Below are 18,829 nucleotides of genomic sequence, written 5' to 3' on the forward strand. Positions count from 1 at the left end.
GGTCAGGCTTCGATCGCGAGGGGGTTCGTGGCGCCGAGCCTGCGGGCTGGGGAGAGGGAGCTGAAGTCCTCGATCTGATCCGCCAGCGCTAGCGCCGCGGGCGCTCCGCGGAACTCCGGGCGCGTCAGTTCGATGCGGGCCGCCGTCAGCCGCTCCATCATGCCGGAGCCGCGCCAGTTCGGCAGCACTTGGAAGACCGGCACAAGGGCCTCTTGGGCGCCCTCCACCTCGTTGCGGAGCAGCCGCGCGCGGGCCAGGTCGACGGCCGCAGGTCCGGCCACCACGATCGGTTGTTCGTCCGCTGGCTGCATGCGTAGCAGTGTGAGCGCCCGTGTGGCGTACTCCTCGGCTCCCTCGGCGTCTCGCAGCAGTAGGCACGTGGTCGCGTTGCTCATGGCTGTCCGGGCGCCATCGAACCCGAACTCGCCGCCGATGTCGTCATGCAGCTCGTCACGGCGGCCACTGCTCTGTTCCAGCGCGTCACGGATGGCTCGCTCGGCCTGGTCGACGTTGCGCAGATGTCCGTGCGCGCGGGCCTCGATGGAGTACAGGCGGATGCGAGCGGTGTCCCCGAGGCCGCCGAACTGTTGGGCGGCTTTGGCGTGCCGGACGGCTTCGTTGGGGCGCCCGTCCCAGAACGCCATGAAGGCGAGCATTCCGTAGGCGTACGCCTGCACCGGCCCGTTCCCGATGGTCTTGCCGTACTGCGCGGAGGAGCGGGCGAAGGAGATCGCCGGCGCGAGGGCGCCCAGGTCGAATGACACCGCAGCGAGCAGCGCGCTGGCTTGAGCAGCTGCGTAGTAGAGACGGGTCTGCTGCTCCGGGGAGCGGGTGCGTTCCAGCAGCACCTGCGAGCGGTTCAACAGTTCGTTCGCGCCCTGGAATACCTCGGCCGGAGCTGTACGGCCGTACTTGCGCGAGAGCGCGATCAGCTCGTCGTGGAGTTGGTCGAGTGTCATCTCGTCCAGGCTGAGCGAGGCGGCTTCACTCGCGTGTGAGGCGGCGTCCCGAGCGGTCATCAGAAGATCACTTTCGTCAAGCACGGGCGGGGATGGGGCCCGAGTAGAGCAGTCCGGCTCAAGCTCCCGGATTTCGGAGGCCGAGCGGAGCAAGTCCCCCACAGGGCGCTGGAACATGCGCTCCAGTACCCGAGCGGTGGGAGCGTGAGGCGCCGTTTTTACCTCCCCGAACTTCAGCAAGCGCTCCCACTGGCGCGCTGCCGGAGCGGGGGAGATCGCGTGCCCCTCTGCCCGTAACTGCTCAGCGGCACGAGTGAATTCGTCGCTGAAAGCCGGATATGAGCGGATGCCCCGTCTGGTGGCCAGCAAGAACATCACCGTACGCCGCCCCTCGTCCATGTCCCCTCCACGGAATCGGTTCCCGTCCATGGGATACCGCAGTCGCTTCCCTTTGGAACTGCCGCTTGCCAGAAGGCAAGAAGAAGGCACGGTCGCGTCATAGTGCCACTCGAAAGGGCAGTCAGAAGGCATATCCAAGGCATAGTCACAACCTCCCTCGCCGCACAACGCTATGTACCCGGTTCGCGACGAGGAGGAGTCAATGGGTACGGCTACGGCGCCGAGCACGACCCTTTCGGTGAGGGAGGCAACAACCAGCGACGGAGGTCTCCCGCTCGGCATTGGCGACCGCCCGCGGCCGGGGTGTCTGATGCACACCTCCTTCGAGATCGCCGGGCGCGCCAGAGGTACAGAGGTTCCCCTGCGGGACGCTCTCCGAGTCAGAGGTATGCGGCGCATCGCTCGGGCCTTCCTCTCCTTCCACCGCTTATCGAGCATGGCGTTCCCCGTGTCGCTCATCGTCTCGGAGCTGGTGACCAACGTCGTCACGCACAGCTGGGGGACCGAGGCCACCTTCACGTTGCAGAACCAGGACGGGCTGCTGTACGTCGCCGTGGGGAGCAACGTGGTCGGCACCTATTCCCGCCGCGAGATCAACGAGGACGCCGAGCACGGGCGTGGCTTGCTGCTGGTGCTGATGACCGTCTCCGAACTGGACGGTGTGTGGGGGGTCAGCGAGGACAGGAAGACCGTCTGGTGCCTGCTCCCAGCGGAGGAGGCCGCGGCCTCCTCCTGGTCCGAGCGCTCGCCGACGCAGGGGGCATCAGCCCGGACTGCAAGATGACCTGGTGCTCCCTCACCTTCTGAGAAGGATCGACATGGAACACGCCCCGGCGCCGGCCCTGTTTTCAGGCGAAGGCACCTCCGGTTCTCCCCTGCGCATCGTGCAGCGTCCGCAATATTGCAAACGGGGCTTCGCTATCGGGCCGGATGCTGTGCGGCGCGCTCGCGTGTACGCCCGTACACAGTTCACGATGATGAGCTGGCTGGGGGACCAGAGAGACGCCACCCTCATCGTCGACGCGCTGGTAAGCAACGCAGTCGAGCACGTCGGGCCGCAGTACCCAGAGGAAGTGATCGTGCTGCACCTGGCCGTTGACGATGAGGAAACGTTGCTGATCGCCGCGACCGACCCGCGCCCCGATTTCCCCGCCTTTCAGCAAGCAATCTCCGCACAGGCGATCACAGGCCTTTCCCTCGTGCGGGACCTTGGCGGCGAGACCAGCTGTTACCTCTCTGAGGACGGCGCGACGAAGACCGTCCAAGTACTGCTCAGACCGCGCCCGCCCTTGCCGGGAGCTTCCCACTAGTCGGCCGCCGGGCCGCAGTCATCCGCCCAGGCTCCCCCAAAGGAACTGGTTCACCTTGGCTGCCGTCCGGCGGCTCTCCACCCGACTGCTTTGAGGACTCACCCCCCATGTCCCTCTTACGCGCACAGACCCGATGCGTCCCTCTGCCCACTCTTCGCCTGATGCGGGGGTGCGTCGATGCGAGCCGCTGACACGTCCTTGGTGGCTCACCCCGCGGGCCGCGACACCGCGTTGTATCCCGTATTCGAGGAGCTCAAGCTCAACCGGTACCGGGTCGTGAGAGAAGTTCTTGCCGAGACGGGCCATAACTGGCAACTGCGCACCTTCCGCAGTCAGGTCATCGCCCTATACGCCGCCGGTAGCCGGGCCATCGACTACTGGCACCAGGAAGAGCCGAACAACCCGGACGCGCTGATGATGTGGGCTCGCGTGCTCACGCAGCGCATGTTCGATCTCCGGCTTCCCGCGAACGACCCCGGGGTGATCAACGCGGCCAACCATGCTCGTCGCGCTTGCCATGCCGCCATCCAGGCCTGTCAGCAGTGCCCGGTGGCATGGATCTGCCTGCTGGCCCTGGCGCAGTTCGACGCCGATCCGAGGTACAAGCAGGATGCCGATCACTGGGCGCCCTCGCAGACCACCGATGCCCTGCCGGAGGGGCCTTGGCCGCTGTTCTGGGCGGTGCGGCAGCGGGACCCGGAAAACCGCGAGGCATATCAGCGCATGCTGCAATTCTTCTACGCCTGCGGCGCCGGAGCGCACATCTTCGCGCAGTGGACGGCGATGCGGGCGGGCCCGTGCTCGATCCTGCTGATGACGCCGTTGCACGCCTACGCCGAGGACTTTCGGCATAGGCGGATCAGCCAGCGGTCCAGCGACTTCCGGTACTGGACGGACCATCAGGTGGCGCACTACGTCAGGCAAGCGAGAGATGGCTGGTTCGGGTTTCTCGACGCCGATACGCGCAGCTCACCCGCGCTCTCCATGGATCTCAACCTGCTGGCCTACGCGCTCGGCGTGAGCGGCGTGGGGGGCGCCGGCCCCGTCTTCCAGGCCATCGGCCGCTACGCCACCGCGATGCCGTGGCAGATCCTCGGCTCCCGGCATTGGGAAGACGAGTTCCGCAAGGCCCGTGATTTCGCCCTGGCGCGAGAGCCCGTCAGCCGCTGAACCGTCCCCCCACGCCATGCACCTCCTTCCTTCACCTCCCCTACGACATCCACGAGGAAGCATTCCCTTGTCTCGAAGAAGAACAGCCGCTCTGCCCGACGATGACGCCGTGCTGATCGCGGAAGGCATCACACCTGCGCTGGCCCGCAAGATGGGCGGGTTCGGGAACTACGCCGTTTCCTTCTCCGTCATCTGTGTCCTGGCGGGCGGGATGACGCTGTTCGGTTTTGGTCTGCACAACGGCGGCCCGGCCGTGATGGTGTGGGGCTGGGTCGGGATCTTCGCCATGACCCTGGTCCTGGGCGCCTGCCTGGGCGAGGTGACGTCGGTGTACCCCACGTCCGGCGCCCTGTACCACATGGCCCATCGCCTCGGCGGGCCCGGCTGGGCGTGGTTGACGGGCTGGCTCAACCTGCTCGGGCTGGTTGGTGCCATCGCTGGCATCGACTACGGCGCGGCCTCCTTCATCGGTGCGTTCGCCAGTTTGCAGTGGGGCTTTGAGCCCACGCCGGAGAACACCATGGCGATCTTCGTGTGTGTTCTCTTCCTGCACGGCCTGCTCAACAGCTTCGGGGTGGGCCTGGTCGACGTGCTGAGCAAGATATCCGTGTGGTGGCAGGCTGGCGGGGTCACGCTCATCGTCGGCACGCTCTTCCTGGCTCCCGGCGAACGCCAGTCCCCCGCCTTCGTCTTCACCGAGTACTACAACGACTCGGGCATCAGCAATCCCCTGTACGGGGCCGGAGTCGGATGCCTCATGGCGGCGTACACGTTCTGCGGGTACGACGCTTCCGCCCACATGGCCGAGGAGACCACCCGGGCGCAGAAGGCCGCACCGTGGGGCATGGTCCACGCCATCCTCTGGTCCGGCGTCGCGGGCTTCGTGCTGATCGTCGGAATGCTGTTCGCCATGGAGAGCTACGCCGGCACGCTGGACACGGCCACGGGCGTACCGCCCGCGCAGATCTTCATCGACGTCCTGGGCATCGGCATGGCCAAGGCCCTGCTGGTGGTGGTCATCGTGGCTCAGCTCTTCTGCGGCAATGCAGAGACGGCGGCCGCCAGCCGGATGGCCTATGCCTTCTCCCGCAACCGGGCACTGCCGGGCTGGGAGACCTGGAGCCGGGTCAACGCCCGTACCGAGAACCCCACGGCCGCGGTGTGGCTGTGTGTGGGCATTGCGCTGGTCCTGGCACTGCCGAGCCTGTACTCGCCGACCGCGTACGCCGCGGTCACCGCGATCAACGTCCTGGGCATCACACCCGCCTACGCGATCCCGGTCTTCCTTCGGCTGCGCGCGGGCGACAAGTTCCAACAGGGCCCCTGGAACCTGGGCCGGTTCAGCAAGCCCATGGGCTATGTAGCCGTCACCTACGTGGTGGTGCTGACCGTGTTCTTCTGCCTGCCGCAGGCCTACCCCATGACCACGCAGTCCTTCAACTACGCGCCCCTCACCCTGGTCGTCGTGCTTCTCTTCGCGTGGATTTCGTGGATCACCACAGGCAGGAAGCACTACGCCATGCCGCTGCCTTCGTCCACGGCTGAAGACGCTGTGATCGCTGGAGGCATGGTCTGATGAGCGATCAGCGGATGAGGCGCACCGGGTTTCTGACCGTCGACGAACTGCGGGCCGCCGCAAACAGCGGTGACATCACAGCGGTGGTCCTCGCCGTCCCGGACATGATGGGCCGCTTGAAGGGCAAGCGCTTCGGGGCTCCCGCTTTCCTGGAGAAGCTCCAGTCCGGGGCCGAGATGTGCGGGTACATCCTGGCCACTGACGTCGGCATGACGCCCCTGGACGGCTTCGCGCTGACGGGCTGGACGGACGGGTTCGGCGACATCGGCGCCATCCCCGACACGGGCACCATCCGCCGGCTGCCCCACTGGCCCGGCACTGCCCTCGTCCACGCCGACGCCATCCACCCCGGCGGTGGGCCCATCGAGGTCGCCCCGCGCCAGATGCTCCGTGCACAGCTCGATCGCCTCGCGGAACTCGGCCTGGAGGTGAAGGTGGGCCTGGAGAGCGAGTTCGTTCTCTACCGGGGAACCCCACAGGACGCGCACGCGGCCGGGTACCGGCATCTTGAGCCTGTGGGGATCCACAACCACGACTACGGCCTCGACTTCCCTGCGGACCTGAGGTACTTCATCGGCGACCTGGAAGCCGCTCTGCGCGGCGCCGGTACACGGGTCGAAGCGGTCAAGGGCGAGGGCGCGCCCGGCCAGATGGAGGTCACGTTCCCCTACGGTCCGGCGTTGCCGGCCTGCGACGGGTACACCGTCTACAAGCACGCCGTCCGCCACCTCGCCGAGCGGCGCGACATGACACCCACCTTCATGGCCGCCCCCCAGACCGGAGTGGGCAGCGGCCTGCATCTTCACGTCTCGCTGTGGCGCAATGACAAGACGGTCTTCGCCACACAGTCGCACGACGAGCTGCCCGAGCTTCTGGAGCGCTCCCTGGCCGGCCTCATCGCCGGGCTGCCGGACATGGCACCGCTGTACGCGCCCACCCCGAACTCCTACAAGCGCTACCAGCCGTACTCGTTCGCCCCCACGAACTTCTCGTGGGGATGGGACAACCGCTCCTGTGCCGTCCGCGTCGTGGGCCATCAGACGGGGACGCACCTGGAGGTACGGATGGCAGGCGCCGACGCCAACCCCTACCTCGTTCTGGCCGCCATCATCGCCGCGATCATCCACGGCATCAGCGACCGCCCGAAGCTGCCGGAGCCCTGTACCGGCGACGCCTATGAGGAGCAGGACGTGCCGAGAGTGCCCCGCACTCTCGACGAGGCCGTCGTCGGCTTCCGGCAGAGCAGGACAGTGCGCGACGCATTCGGCCTTCCAGTCCTGGACCACTACATGCGTGCTGCCGGGGCGGAGATCGCCGCGCTCGCCGAGCAGGTCACAGACGTGGAGCGGAAACGGGGGTTCGACCGTGCCTGACCGTCAAGACCCCAGCGAGCCCTTCAACCGTCCGGTGAACGGTCCGAAGCGGATCGACTCCACGGTGCCGCATTCGGCCCGCATCTGGAACTACTGGCTGGGCGGCAAGGACAACTACGAGGTCGACCGGGAGGCGGGCGACGCTTACCGCCAGATCGCCCCGAACATCGAGACGATGGCCCGCGCCTCCCGCGGCTATCTGATCCGCACGGTGACGCTCGTCGCCGGTGAGCTGGGCATCCGCCAGTTCCTGGACATCGGCACGGGCCTTCCCACCTACGACAACACCCATCAGGTCGCCCAGCGCGTGGCACCGGAGTCCCGGATCGTCTACGTGGACAACGACCCGCTGGTGCTGAGGCACGCCCAGGCGCTGCTCAGGAGCGGACCCAAAGGCGGCACCGATTACATCGACGCCGACCTGCGCGAGCCCGAGAGGATCATCGAGGCCGCGGGCAAGATCCTCGACTTCGACAAGCCCGTCGCGCTCATGCTCATGGGCATCCTGGGCCACATCCAGGACTACGACGAGGCCAGGTCGATCGTGCGCCGCCTCCAGGCCGCCTTGCCGCCGGGCAGCTACTTCGTGCACTACGACGGCACCGACACCGACGCGGAGCTGAAGCGGGCGCAGGAGGGCTACGACGACACCGGCGCCGACCCGTACGTGCTGCGCAGCCCTGAGCAGATCTCCGCCTATTACGAGGGCCTCGAATTGCTGGATCCCGGCATCGTCTCCTGCCCCTTGTGGCGCCCCGAGCCGGGCACCGACCCGCAGCCGACGGACGTGTACGGAGGCGTCGCCCGTCTGCCGCCCTATGGCCTCTCCTTCAACGCTGAGCGGGAGCGGGGGTTCGACCGTGCCTAGTCTTCTGGCCGAGTTGGTCACCCCCGGCGTCGTTCGACCAACAGCCGTCGCGCGGATTCGGGACGTCGTCCGCGAGCGCCTGGCCCGCGGTCAGTACCGTCCTGGGATGCTCCTGCCGAGGGAGATCGATTTCGCCCGCGAGTTCGGTGTATCTGCCCAGCTGGTACGGGATGCGCTCAGGCCCCTTAAGGCCGACGGCACGCTCTACGCCGTGGTCAGCCAGGGAACCTACGTCGCAGACCCCAAAGCACCCGGGCCGGCCGGACAGGGCAGCCGTCGAGCACGCCTCGAACAGACTGTCCGGCAGAGGCTGAACGATGGCACGTACCCGCCCCTGACGTGGCTGCCGCTGTGGAGTGAGCTTGCTGCCGAGTTTGGGACCTCCCGCACGACGGTTCATTCCGCTCTTGCACCGCTGAAGGATGACGGCCTCCTCGCCACCGTGAACGGGGGAACGTACGTCCTCGACCCGGAGAAGCCCGCGGCGCTTCCCGCGAAGAGACCCCGCCGCTCCGCAACAGGCACACAGCAGACGAACTAGCTTCTGCCCACGGGTTGAACCCGTGGGCAGGTCAAGACCCCGGCGCGGGGATGAGTACCTGTTTCGTGTTCCTCCCCCACGACCAGGTCCAGCTCCGCGCCGGCCCCGCCCAGCCGGGTTGGCTCTTGGGGAGTATCGGAACCGGAAAATTGCGCGTTCTCCAAGCGAGTGCTGCATGTCCCCCCTCACTCTGGCTCCTTCCCTCCGGCCCCACGAACTGCCTCAGCGAGAGGAACACGAACACAGTGACGAGCCACGGAGCTGCTTTTCAGTCGAACAGCGAGTGCTGCCGCTCCGGCGGCGCGTAACCGCTCCCCCCCCCCAGTGATGGCGGCCTGGCTAGCGTCCTCGCTTGACCACCAAGCCGGCTGCCGCAAGCCCCAACGTCCCAACAGAAGTGGGTAATCGGATGACTGCTATTGATGACTCGCCTGTTCGCGATCCTGACGCGCTGCGCGCGGACATGGTCCGCGCACTCCGTGACCAGGACGCGATCACGTCCGAGCCAGTTGCTGCCGCCTTCACCGCAGTGCCCCGGCACCGGTTCGCACCCGAAGCACCCCTGAGTCTCGTCTACGACCTCCACCGCACCGTGCCGGTCAAGAAGGACGAGCATGGCCTGGACATCAGCGTCATGTCCGCCGCCCACCTCCAGGCCGTAATGCTGGAGCAGGCCGACGTCAAGCCCGGCATGAACGTGCTGGAAATCGGCTCCGGAGGCTACAACGCCGCCCTCATCCAGGAACTCGTGGGCGGTGAGGGGGCGGTCACCACGGTCGACATCGACCGTGACATCGTCGACCGCGCCCGTCGGTGCCTGGACGATGCCGGGTACGACCAGGTGAAGACGGTGCTCGCCGACGGCGAGACCGGTGTTCCCGACGGCGCGCCGTACGACCGGATCATCGTCACAGCGGCCGCGTGGGACATCCCTCCGTCGTGGATCAAGGGGCTTGACGAGAAGGGCAGACTCGTCGTCCCGCTGACTGTGCGCGGCACGACCCGTTCGATTGCGTTCGACCGCGACGGCGAGGGTCTGGCCAGCCACTCCTACCGTCTGGCCCGCTTCGTGCCCATGCAGGGCGAGGGAACCGCCAAGGAACGCAAGGCAATGCTGCGGGACGGCGTGGCCGTGCAGACCGACGACGAGCGGGTTCCCTTCAACACGAAGGCGCTGAATCACGCCCTGGACACGCCCAGGCGGGAGTTCTGGTCGGGGGCCGCCTACGACTTGCCCGACGAGCTGGAGCTGTACCTCACGCTCCGACTGTCGAGCCCAGCCCGACTGCACGCATCCATGGACATCGTCGACAGTGGACTCGTGGAAGCCTCGGCCCTGCTCGGTGTGCCGGCGCTGGTCAGCGAGGACAGCATCGCGTACCGCACCCGCCGAGAGAACGAGGACACCGGAGGCTTCGAGAGCGGCGTGGTCGCTCACGGCCCGCAGGCCGAGGCTCTCGCGGACGAGTATCTGAAGCTGCTGCGGCTCTGGGCCCAGGACCACCGCCGCCGGGGAGCGGCAGTGATCAGGTTCCTCCCGGGCCCCGCCCCGTCGGCTCTGCCCGAGACCAGCGTGCTGAAGCGGCACGGCGTCGTCGCTGTGTCCTGGCACTAAGGCTCCGGGGCCCGTTCCCGGGCCCCGGCTTTGCACCATCACTCACTGCCAAGGAGGCACGCATGACCGTTCAGATGGAACGCCCGGTTGCTCAGCCGGTCGCCGAACAGAGGGCGTCCGAACAAGACGGCTTTGAACTGGACATCACGATCGTTGAGGGCGGCCCCGCCGCGGACCAACTCATCCGTCTGACGAACGACGGCTGCGGCTCGACGTGCGCGTCCGCGTGCACGAGCTGCCCGTAGCAGCGCCAGATTGCGAAATCGCGGTGCCCGGTCGCGCCTGCCCCCTGGGCGTGGCCGGGCACCGCGCAGACACAGGAGGGGTGTGTGTATCGCTACGTCGATGCAGCAGTGATCCGGGCGGCCGTACTGGACTCCGATCATCCGGGGGTCTGGCCCGATCTGATCGGCCCGTCCGCGAACACGGCGTCGTGGCGGGAATGGCTGCACCAAACCTGGAAAACAGCTGGCTTCGCGACCGCCGTCAAGGGCGCGAGCCCGGACCTAGCAAGGCGAGTGGAGCAAGTCTGTGCCGGCCATCCGCTGCCGGAACCCGCCGTGCGCCGCACAGTGCTCTCCGTGCTGCGCTACCTGTTGCGGGCCCGAACGCGCGCCACGCCATTCGGTGCGTTCGCCGGGGTCGCGGCCGCGCGAATAGGCGCCGCCCCCGCGCTGTCTATCGGCACATGGCACCGGGCATTCGCCAGACCCGACGCGGCATGGATCGCGGCCTTCATCGGCCAGCTTGAGGCCAACAGCGGACTACGACCCCATCTGATGCTGCTCGCGTCCAGCCTCGTCGTCGAGCGAGACGGGTACGTGGTGATCGAGCACCGCCCACGCGACACGCACGACGGCGCTTCCGAGCACGTGCAGATACGCGTGACCGGACCGGTCCGCAACGCCCTGGACGGCGCCCGGACTCCGATCCTCTGGAGCGACCTCACTGCGCAACTCTCCGCGACGTTCCCGACCGCGCCGCTCGCCGCGATCGAGAACCTACTCGCAGGCCTGGTCAGACAACGATTTCTGATAACCAGCCTCCGCCCGGCAATGACAGCCATCGACCCGCTCGCCGTCCTCCTCGCACACACCCGGTATCTCGCGCCCGCTGAGACGGCAGAGTTACGCGAGGCCCCCAAGACTGCGCTCGACCTGCGGGTGGACTGGGACTTGGCCATCCCGCAGACGGTGGCCCATGAAGCGGCAGCAGCAGCCAGGGCACTCACCCGCCTCGCACCCCGAGCGGCGCTAGCCGGATGGGCCGAATGGCACCGCCGGTTTCTTGAGCGGTACGGGCCAAGGGCGGTTGTTCCCGTCGTCGACGCCGTTGACGAGCTCGGGTACCCATCCGGCTACCTCGGGTCCACCACGACGCCGGCGCCCTCCCCCCTGCCCGACCGCGATAGCCAGCTCATCAAGCTCGCCCACGCCGCCGGGATGCAGCGCCGCCTTGAAATCGAGCTCGACGATGCTGCGCTCGAAGAGCTGGCCACCACAGATCCGGACCACTGCATCCAGCCGAGCACCGAGGTGACCGTCCGCATCGACGCCGTAAGCGTTCCGGCCCTGCAGAAGGGCGAGTTCACCCTGCACGTCGTCGGGGTGGCGCGCTCGGCCGGAACGACCACTGGCCGCTTCCTGGCCTTGCTGGACGACGACGACCGCCGCCGCATGACCGAGGTGTACGCCGGGCTGCCTGGAGTGCACCAAGGCGCGCTCCTCGCACAGATCAGCTCTACTCCGCTGTCCGCACCCGCTGAGACCGTTGCGCGTGCCCCGCAGGTGGCCGGGTTGGTGATCCCGCTCGGCGACTACCACGGCTCGGATACCAGCCTCATTCCCCTGACGGATCTCGCGGTGACCGCCGACGTCGAACAGCTGCACCTGGTCTCGCTCTCCCGCCAGCGCCCGGTGCACACGCTGCTGCTGAACGCTGTCGACCTGGGGTTTCACACTCATCCGCTGGCACGGTTCCTGGCCGAGGCGCCCACCGCGCTGGCCATCCCGTGCACTGGCTTCATGTGGGGCACGGCCGCCTCCAACCTGCCGTTCCTGCCCGCGCTGCGCTACGGACGCACGATTTTGTCCCCGGCCCGCTGGCTCCTAGCTCGTGACGATCTCCCCGCCGCGCCGACACCGTGGCCACACTGGGACGACGCCCTGGCCCAATGGCGGCGCGACGTGCAGCTGCCTGAGCGGGTGTACCTGAGCGAGGCCGACCAGTGCATGGCCCTGGACCTGGCGGAACCTTCACACCGGGCCTTGCTGCGCACCCACCTGAACCGCGACGGCAAGGTGACCCTGCACCCCGCGCCGGAACCCCGGGACCTGGGCTGGACCGACCGTCACGCCCACGAAGTCGTCATCCCCCTGGTTGCTGAACAGAATGTCGCTCCCGTCCGGGCAGCGGCCCACGTCGTCAGCCGCGAGCACGGCCACCTGCCTGGCTGCGGCGACCGCATCTACCTCCAGCTCCACGGACACCCGGACCGGCAAGACCCGCTTCTGGCTCGGCACCTGCCGACCCTGTTGAAGGCACTGGGCGACCCCCGATGGTGGTTCATCCGCTACACAGACCCCGAGCACCACCTTCGCGTTCGCTTGACCTGCGCGCCCGGCACCCTCGGCTCTGCTCTTGTACGCATCGGGGAATGGACCCAGCAGCTCCGGCACAGCGGTCTGATCACGCACGCCAGCGTGGAGACCTATCACCCGGAGACCGCGCGGTTCGGTGGCCCCGCAGCGATCGACGCTGCCGAGCAGTACTTCGCCGCCGACTCCGTCGCTGCCCTCGCCCAACTCGCCCTGCAGACCGGGAAGAACGCCCCGGATGGTCGTGCGATGACCGCCGCAAGCATGGTGGACATCGCCATCGGCCTGCTTGGCGACGACGGAGCGATGCGCTGGCTCATCAAGCACACCCGCACCGAACAGGCCGCTCCGCCCCGCGCCGTCTACCGACAAGCCGTCGACCTGGTGAATACCGACCCCTCGTGCTTGGACGAGCGCGTCACCACGGCCTGGTCCGCGCGCCGATTGGCACTGGCTGCCTACTGCCGCGTGATCGAGGGCACGATCACGCATCCCCACGACGTGCTACCGGACCTGCTGCACCTCCACCACGTCCGGATGTGCGGGCCGAGACTGCCCGAGGAGCGCACGCACCTGCACCTGGCCAGAGCTGCCGCCTTGAGCTGGACGGCACGAGCAAGGAGAACATCATGACCACGGCAGCCGTAGGCCGTGCCGCGCTGTCGACCGCCGACCAGTTGGCCCGTGCACTGGCTGACCCGAACACCGTGTGGCCCGGCGGCCGGCCGGTCGGCGTGCGGGCCTGGCCGCAGTCGCTCGCCGGAGGAGCCTCGGGCATTGCCCTGCTGCACATCGAGCGCGCCAGGAGCGGCCGCGGCGGCTGGGACACCGCGCACACGTGGCTGGCCACGGCCGTGCACGGCGAAGTGAGCGCAGCGGCCAACGCGAACCTGTTCTTCGGCGCTCCGGCCCTCGCGTTCATCACGCACCGCGCGGCCAGCGCATCGAGCCGGTACCTGCGCGTCCTGGACCGTCTGGACGCGGCGACCCTCACCGTTACCCGACACCGCCTGGCCGAGGCCCACCAGCGCATCGATCGCGCCGAGCGGCCCCCCATGAAGGAGTTCGACCTGATCCAGGGCTTGTGCGGGCTGGCTGCGTACCACCTGAGCCGCCATCCCCACCACGAGATCACCCGTGATGTCCTGTCCTATCTTGCGCGCTTGACCGAGCCCTTGCCCGATCCGATCGGACTGTCGCCGTGGTGGATGAGCGTCGCACCCACCGGTGAACCCCACGCCGACTACCCCGGCGGGCACGGGAACTTCGGTCTCTCCCACGGCATCGGCTCCGCCTTGTCCGTGTTGTCCCTGGCCCTGCTGCGCGACCTGGCCGTGCCCGGCATGGTCGATGCAGTCGAACGGATCTGCGCCTGGACCGACCAATGGCGTCAAGGCGACCCGACCGCCCCTTGGTGGCCAGGCCATATCTCGATGCAGCAGGTGACCGACAACCACGTCCACGCCGACCTTCGCCCGCGTCCGTCCTGGTGCTACGGAGTCAGCGGCACCGCCCGCGCCCAGCAGTTGGCCGGTCTCTCGCTTCGGGACCCGGTGCGCGTGCGGGCCGCCGAGAACGCGATCCTTGCGACCCTGCGCGACCCACTGCAACTGGACAAAGTCCCCGAGATCGGGCTGTGCCACGGCATGGCCGGGCTGCTGCACGCCGCGTGGCGGATGGCCACCGAGACGGGCAATACCGAGATCGCTGCTGCGCTGCCGGGCCTGGCCGACCGCCTGATCACCGCGCTCGGCCAAAACGACCAGTTCCCGGAACTCCTCGACGGAGCCGCCGGAGCGGCCCTCGCCCTGCATACCTACGGCACCAACAGCGCACCCGCACCTCACTGGGACACCTTCCTCGCCCTGGCTTGAACACCCTCTCGGAGGCCCGCCTCATGCACTCACCGACCTGGCGCCAGGCCAACGTGGCGTTCCCGGACTGGGAACGCGCCGAGACCATCGCATTGACCCGACTCGCCCCGCTTCTATGCGCCGCAGAGGACGCAGGTGCCGTCAACGCGTGGTTCATCGTCCGCAAGCGCCCCTGCTGGCGCGTGCGCTACCTGCCCGCCGCCGACGGGCAAAACCTCATCGACCAGGGCCTCGACGCGCTCACCTCCGAGAGGCACATCACAGGGTGGACGGAGGTCATCTACGAATCCGAGGTCCACGCGTTCGGCGGAACCCAAGCCATGGCATCCGCGCACCGCCTCTTCCACCGCGACAGCCGCAGCATCATCGGCTTTCTCCAGAGCGAGGCCGGCAGACACCGACGCGAGACATCCCTCATGCTGTGCAGCCTCATGATGCGCTCCGCCGGTCTGGACTGGTACGAGCAGGGCGACGTCTGGGCACGTGTCGGAGCGCATCGCGAGCTGCCCGCCGGCAAAGAACGCGACAACACAGACCGACTGCACGTCGCTGTACGCCGACTGCTCTCCGTGAACGGCGAGGACGTGATGCGCGCGGGCGGACCACTGGCCCATGCCGCCGAGTGGGCCGACGTCTACACCGACGCCGGAAGGGAACTGGCCCGCCTCACAGACAACGGACAGCTTCACCGTGGCCTGCGCGATGTCCTGGCCCATCATGTGCTCTTCGCCTGGAACCGGATCGGCTTGCCCTATGACACGCAGGCCACCCTCACCGCCGCCGCGAAGACCGTCGTCTTCGGCCCCGACCCCACTACCGAGAGGAGGGCCGCAGACAGTGTGGACGCTCCCTGACGCGGTAGCCCAGCGCTTCCCACTCGTCGCTCGTCCTCGCCCCACCTGCCTCCCTCTCCCCCAGCGCGTGCACGCGCTGGCCGAACTCGCCAACACTGCGGCGAAACAGGGCGACCCAACCGTGGCCTCTACGGTCTACAACCAAGCCGCCCTGATCGCCTCCGACATCGGCGACCCCACCACCGCCCGCGCAATGTGCCATCACCACGCCGCCGCCTACCTCCACGCCTGCCCCCTGCCAGGTATGACCGCAATCAAGGCCCTCGAACCGGTCGTCAACCTCGCACGCCTCCAGATCCGCGCCGGGCACCCCGATGACGGCCGTCAGCGACTCCTCGCCCTGTACGACGCCGTCAGCACCGGCACGTCCGCCCAATTCGACGGCATCGCCGTACCGGCCGACCTCACCACGAGCCCCGAGGGCCGCCGAGAGGTCCGCGCCTGGCTGTGGCGGGTCCTCCTCGCCGACGGGACACGAACCCTGACGACTGCCGGCCGCTGGGCCGAAGCGCTCGCCCATATCGACGAACACCGCGGCGTGGGACAGCGGATGCTCGATGGTCGCCAGGTCGCCGTCCTCGCCGCTCTCACCACAGGCGACACACACAGAGCCGAGGAACTCCTGGCCGGCACGGCGCCCGGGGAGCCGTGGGAGGACGCCGTCAACGGCTGCTTGACCGTCCTGTGCCGCCAGGCAGCCGGACAACCGTTCCACCGCCAGGTGCAGGACTTGGTGGCCACCTACCTCGTCCGCACGGACGAGCAGGGCATGACCGTCTTCAACACCCGGCTCGGTCTCACGGTGCTGGACACGGTTACCTCCCCCGAGGACCCGGACGCGCGCCTGGTCGTCGCGGCACTGCACCGCCGAGCGACAGAGACAACCGACGGGTACGCCGCCCGGGAGATCCTCGCGCACCCCTCGTTCATCGCCCTCGCGACGGATCGGGAGGTGCAGGACTGCCGCGCCCTCCTCCGCGCGTGCGCGCTCGGCGCGGGCGCCTTCCCCGACGATCTGCACGACGAGGTGGAGGCCGCATTGCGCATCAGCGACCGCGTCATCCGGAGCCTGGGCGTGAGAGGCACAGGAAATAGCGGCTGAGATAGCGAAGCCCATATCCGTCGCATGGGGTGTAACGCTTCACGCGGTGACTACGTCTAAAAGGCAGGTCAGGCGTTGACGCTCGGCCACGATCTGATGTATCGCCGCCGGGAGGAAACTGACTGTGTCGACCCCAGTTCTCGAACGGAACCAACTCTTTTTCGAACCGTTCGTGGATCTCTTCTCGTCGCCCGCGGAAGAGACGACTTCGCCAACTGCCGACGCCGAGGAACTGGAACAGTCGCTCGCGCACGTGTGGATCGTCGCGGCGGAGATCAAGGTAGAGGAGCGCATCGCCAAACTCGCCGATTTCCGGGGCAGCTTCACTACGACTACGGGAACTCGCGTGGATGCACTTGAAGTGTACTGCCGCACCTGCCGCAGGCCGTTCGAGGACGTCGCCGAAGCCGATTGTGAAGCCCTGATCGACAATCGGCATTTGATCGGCGGCGACCAGTCTCAGCGTGCGAAGCGCAAGGTTCCTGAGCTGCCTTCCAACGCCCGTGTAGTACCTGGCGGCCGCATCCAACGGCGCGGTATCAGCGCATACGTGTCGGGCGTATCCCGACCGGCCCGATAGGGGAACCCACACGTACCTTCCTCTTCGGGCTTCGCCTCGGTGGCGTCACCACGCACTACACCCGGCACTTCCAACTCGGAGTCGTGGCCGCAGTCGCCACACGGAGCGGTAGCGCCACAGTGATCTCCTGCCTCGGGGCGGAGTAGGCCCGAGACGCAAGCGCGGCGGGTTTCTACGGTCCGAGGCGTGAATCCCTCAACGCAGCATCCACCTCTCAGCCACCGGGCGCCCCGGCGTCGCATCCTGCGCGACCTGCTTGGTCTACTCCTGATCGGCTCCGGGACGGTCGGGATGCTCGGGGCACTGTACGTAGCGGAACCTCGCGTGGCGCTCTTCCTGGCCGGCATCCTTCTGCCCATAGGTGGGGCCGCCGTCCTCAACGTCGCTCCGCGCCTGCCGCGGCCCGTCCGCTTCGGCGCCGGATACTGCGCCATCTCCACCGGCCTCACAGTCTTGGCAGGTCTCGCCTACTCCCTCACGCCCTGGTCGCTGCTCTTCGCCCTGGTCCTCGCGGTCGGCATCTTCCTGAGCAGCGAGGAGCGTTGACATGGCCAAGCGCCGCTGGCTCCCCGCGCTCCGCGACCTTGTCGCCCCTCGGCCGGGGCCCGCGCCCGAGCCGGAAACGAAGAGCGTTCAGTGGACAGGCGGCTACACGTCCACCACGTACGCGGGCACCACGAACATGTGGAGCACCGAAGGGCGCGCAGACGGCTGGGACATCGACCGCGTCGTCACCGAGGGGTACGAGCGCGGCATCTGGGTTTACAAGGCCATCGAGACGATCAGCAAACACGCTGGACGCCTGCCCCTCGAAATAGGCATCGGACTGACCGAGGACGGCGAGTTCGAGCAGGTCATCGAGGATGATCCGCTCCTACGCGTCCTCAACGGCAAAGCCAACCCCGTCGAGACCGGCGCTCAGTTCCGCAAGCGGCTGTCTGCGCAGATCCTGCTGTCCAAGCGGGGCGCGTTCGTGGAGGTTACACGCTCTAACCGCGGCACCATCACCCGCCTTGACCTGCTGCCACCCGACCGGGTCATCCCCGTTCCCGACGAGCGCGGCGAGTACATCGCCCACTACGAGTTCACCACCCTGTACGGCGAAGTACGGGAGCTGAATCCCGAGCGAGTGCGCTGGATCAGAGATCCCCACCCCACCGACCCGTTCTCCGGCACAACACCGCTGGAAGCCGCCGGCATCAGCATCGAGCTGGACTACCTCTCACGCCTGTACAACGTGGCTTTCATCAAGAACGACGCGCGGCCCGGCGGCATCGTAGCCGTGGACACGTCCTCCCTCAGCGACCAGGAGATGAACCGGTTGGAAGCCCGGTTCCTGCCCGGCAGCGAGTTCGCCGGGCACGTCTCCGTCGTCGGCGCCGGCCCCGGCGGCATGAACTATGTCGACCTTGCGGCCCGGCCCCGTGAGATGGCCTACGAGCACGCCGCGCAGAACGCCAAGATCGAGATTCTGGGCGCCTTTGGCGTACCCGAGAGCATCCTCGGCAACGCGAGCGGACGCACCTTCGACAACGCCGAGCAGGAGGAATACAACTTCTGGTCACACACCGAGCTGGACCACCTCGCGATGATCTCCAACGCCTTCGCGGGAGACATCACCACCTCGGACGCCGACATTCGCTTCAACACCAGCAGCGTCGAGGTGCTGGAGCTTCCCCGACGTAAGCGCCGCGCCGAGGCTCGTGAGGAGTGGGAAGCGGGCCTCATCACCATCGACGAGTACCGGCGCCGCGCGGGCCTGCCGATCTTCAACAATCCGCACACCCGCGCCCTGTGGATTTCCCCGCAGAGGGCTCCCGTGCCGGCCCGGCCCGAGGACGCCGCCGCGCTCGGTATCCAGGACCCGAACGCCCAGGGTGGCGCGCCCGGCGGGCAGCTCCCGCCCGGTGCCGACCCGAACGCCGCACTGCCGCCAGGGCAGAACGCCGGCGACGCCGCGGCGATCGTCGCGCAGGCCCGCGCCGAGGGAGGCGAACCCGCGGCCCTCGGC

At 67.9% G+C, this 18,829-nt stretch carries 17 protein-coding genes; 16 read left to right on the forward strand and 1 reads right to left on the reverse strand.

Annotated elements, in window-relative coordinates:
* Positions 1-2: 2 nt before the first annotated feature.
* The gene (locus KUF83_RS30485) at positions 3-1,019 is read right to left on the reverse strand and encodes a hypothetical protein (protein WP_217458216.1); all 1,017 of its coding nucleotides are present in this window, start codon (positions 1,017-1,019) and stop codon (positions 3-5) included.
* A 727-nt stretch (positions 1,020-1,746) separates the two neighbouring features.
* On the opposite strand from KUF83_RS30485, the gene KUF83_RS30490 reads away from it, so the two are divergent.
* From KUF83_RS30490 to KUF83_RS30565, 16 genes are all read left to right on the forward strand, one after another.
* Positions 1,747-2,142, forward strand: a complete 396-nt coding sequence (locus KUF83_RS30490) for an ATP-binding protein (protein WP_217458217.1) — start codon at positions 1,747-1,749, stop codon at positions 2,140-2,142.
* Between the two features lie 34 nt (positions 2,143-2,176).
* Positions 2,177-2,668: a hypothetical protein gene (locus KUF83_RS30495; protein WP_217458218.1), complete on the forward strand. Its 492-nt coding sequence runs from the start codon at positions 2,177-2,179 to the stop codon at positions 2,666-2,668.
* A gap of 177 nt (positions 2,669-2,845) precedes the next feature.
* Complete coding sequence (locus KUF83_RS30500; protein WP_217458219.1) at positions 2,846-3,838, forward strand: hypothetical protein; 993 nt, start codon at positions 2,846-2,848, stop codon at positions 3,836-3,838.
* A 16-nt stretch (positions 3,839-3,854) separates the two neighbouring features.
* Positions 3,855-5,414, forward strand: a complete 1,560-nt coding sequence (locus KUF83_RS30505; RefSeq protein ID WP_217458220.1) for an amino acid permease — start codon at positions 3,855-3,857, stop codon at positions 5,412-5,414.
* A complete protein-coding gene (locus tag KUF83_RS30510; RefSeq protein ID WP_217458221.1) occupies positions 5,414-6,787 on the forward strand; it encodes a glutamine synthetase family protein in 1,374 nt (457 codons plus the stop codon). The genes KUF83_RS30505 and KUF83_RS30510 overlap by 1 nt, the downstream gene beginning before the upstream one ends.
* Positions 6,780-7,655, forward strand: coding sequence for an SAM-dependent methyltransferase (locus KUF83_RS30515; protein WP_308403204.1), 876 nt, complete (start codon positions 6,780-6,782; stop codon positions 7,653-7,655). Before KUF83_RS30510 ends, KUF83_RS30515 begins: the two co-directional genes overlap by 8 nt.
* Positions 7,606-8,196 (forward strand): GntR family transcriptional regulator, encoded by a 591-nt coding sequence (locus KUF83_RS30520; RefSeq protein ID WP_302828558.1) that lies wholly within the window; start codon positions 7,606-7,608, stop codon positions 8,194-8,196. The genes KUF83_RS30515 and KUF83_RS30520 overlap by 50 nt, the downstream gene beginning before the upstream one ends.
* A gap of 409 nt (positions 8,197-8,605) precedes the next feature.
* Positions 8,606-9,811 carry a methyltransferase, FxLD system gene (gene fxlM / locus KUF83_RS30525; RefSeq protein WP_217458223.1) on the forward strand — a complete coding sequence of 402 codons (1,206 nt, stop codon included), beginning with the start codon at positions 8,606-8,608 and terminating at the stop codon, positions 9,809-9,811.
* Between the two features lie 62 nt (positions 9,812-9,873).
* The gene (locus KUF83_RS30530) at positions 9,874-10,056 is read left to right on the forward strand and encodes an FxLD family lanthipeptide (protein ID WP_217458224.1); all 183 of its coding nucleotides are present in this window, start codon (positions 9,874-9,876) and stop codon (positions 10,054-10,056) included.
* 84 nt (positions 10,057-10,140) lie between these two features.
* A complete protein-coding gene (locus tag KUF83_RS30535; RefSeq protein ID WP_217458225.1) occupies positions 10,141-13,041 on the forward strand; it encodes a lantibiotic dehydratase in 2,901 nt (966 codons plus the stop codon).
* Positions 13,038-14,282, forward strand: a complete 1,245-nt coding sequence (locus KUF83_RS30540; RefSeq protein ID WP_217458226.1) for a lanthionine synthetase C family protein — start codon at positions 13,038-13,040, stop codon at positions 14,280-14,282. Before KUF83_RS30535 ends, KUF83_RS30540 begins: the two co-directional genes overlap by 4 nt.
* Before the next feature lie 23 nt (positions 14,283-14,305).
* Positions 14,306-15,136 (forward strand): thiopeptide-type bacteriocin biosynthesis protein, encoded by an 831-nt coding sequence (locus KUF83_RS30545; protein ID WP_217458227.1) that lies wholly within the window; start codon positions 14,306-14,308, stop codon positions 15,134-15,136.
* Positions 15,120-16,238 (forward strand): hypothetical protein, encoded by a 1,119-nt coding sequence (locus KUF83_RS30550; protein ID WP_217458228.1) that lies wholly within the window; start codon positions 15,120-15,122, stop codon positions 16,236-16,238. The genes KUF83_RS30545 and KUF83_RS30550 overlap by 17 nt, the downstream gene beginning before the upstream one ends.
* Positions 16,239-16,362: 124 nt before the next feature.
* Complete coding sequence (locus tag KUF83_RS30555) at positions 16,363-16,818, forward strand: hypothetical protein (RefSeq protein ID WP_308403205.1); 456 nt, start codon at positions 16,363-16,365, stop codon at positions 16,816-16,818.
* Between the two features lie 186 nt (positions 16,819-17,004).
* A complete protein-coding gene (locus KUF83_RS30560) occupies positions 17,005-17,364 on the forward strand; it encodes a hypothetical protein (protein WP_217458229.1) in 360 nt (119 codons plus the stop codon).
* A gap of 1 nt (position 17,365) precedes the next feature.
* Positions 17,366-18,829 (forward strand): phage portal protein (locus KUF83_RS30565; protein ID WP_217458230.1); only part of this gene is annotated, 1,464 nt, incomplete at its 3' end.

The sequence above is a fragment of the Streptomyces sp. BV286 genome (assembly GCF_019090165.1).
Taxonomy (GTDB): Bacteria; Actinomycetota; Actinomycetes; order Streptomycetales; family Streptomycetaceae; genus Streptomyces.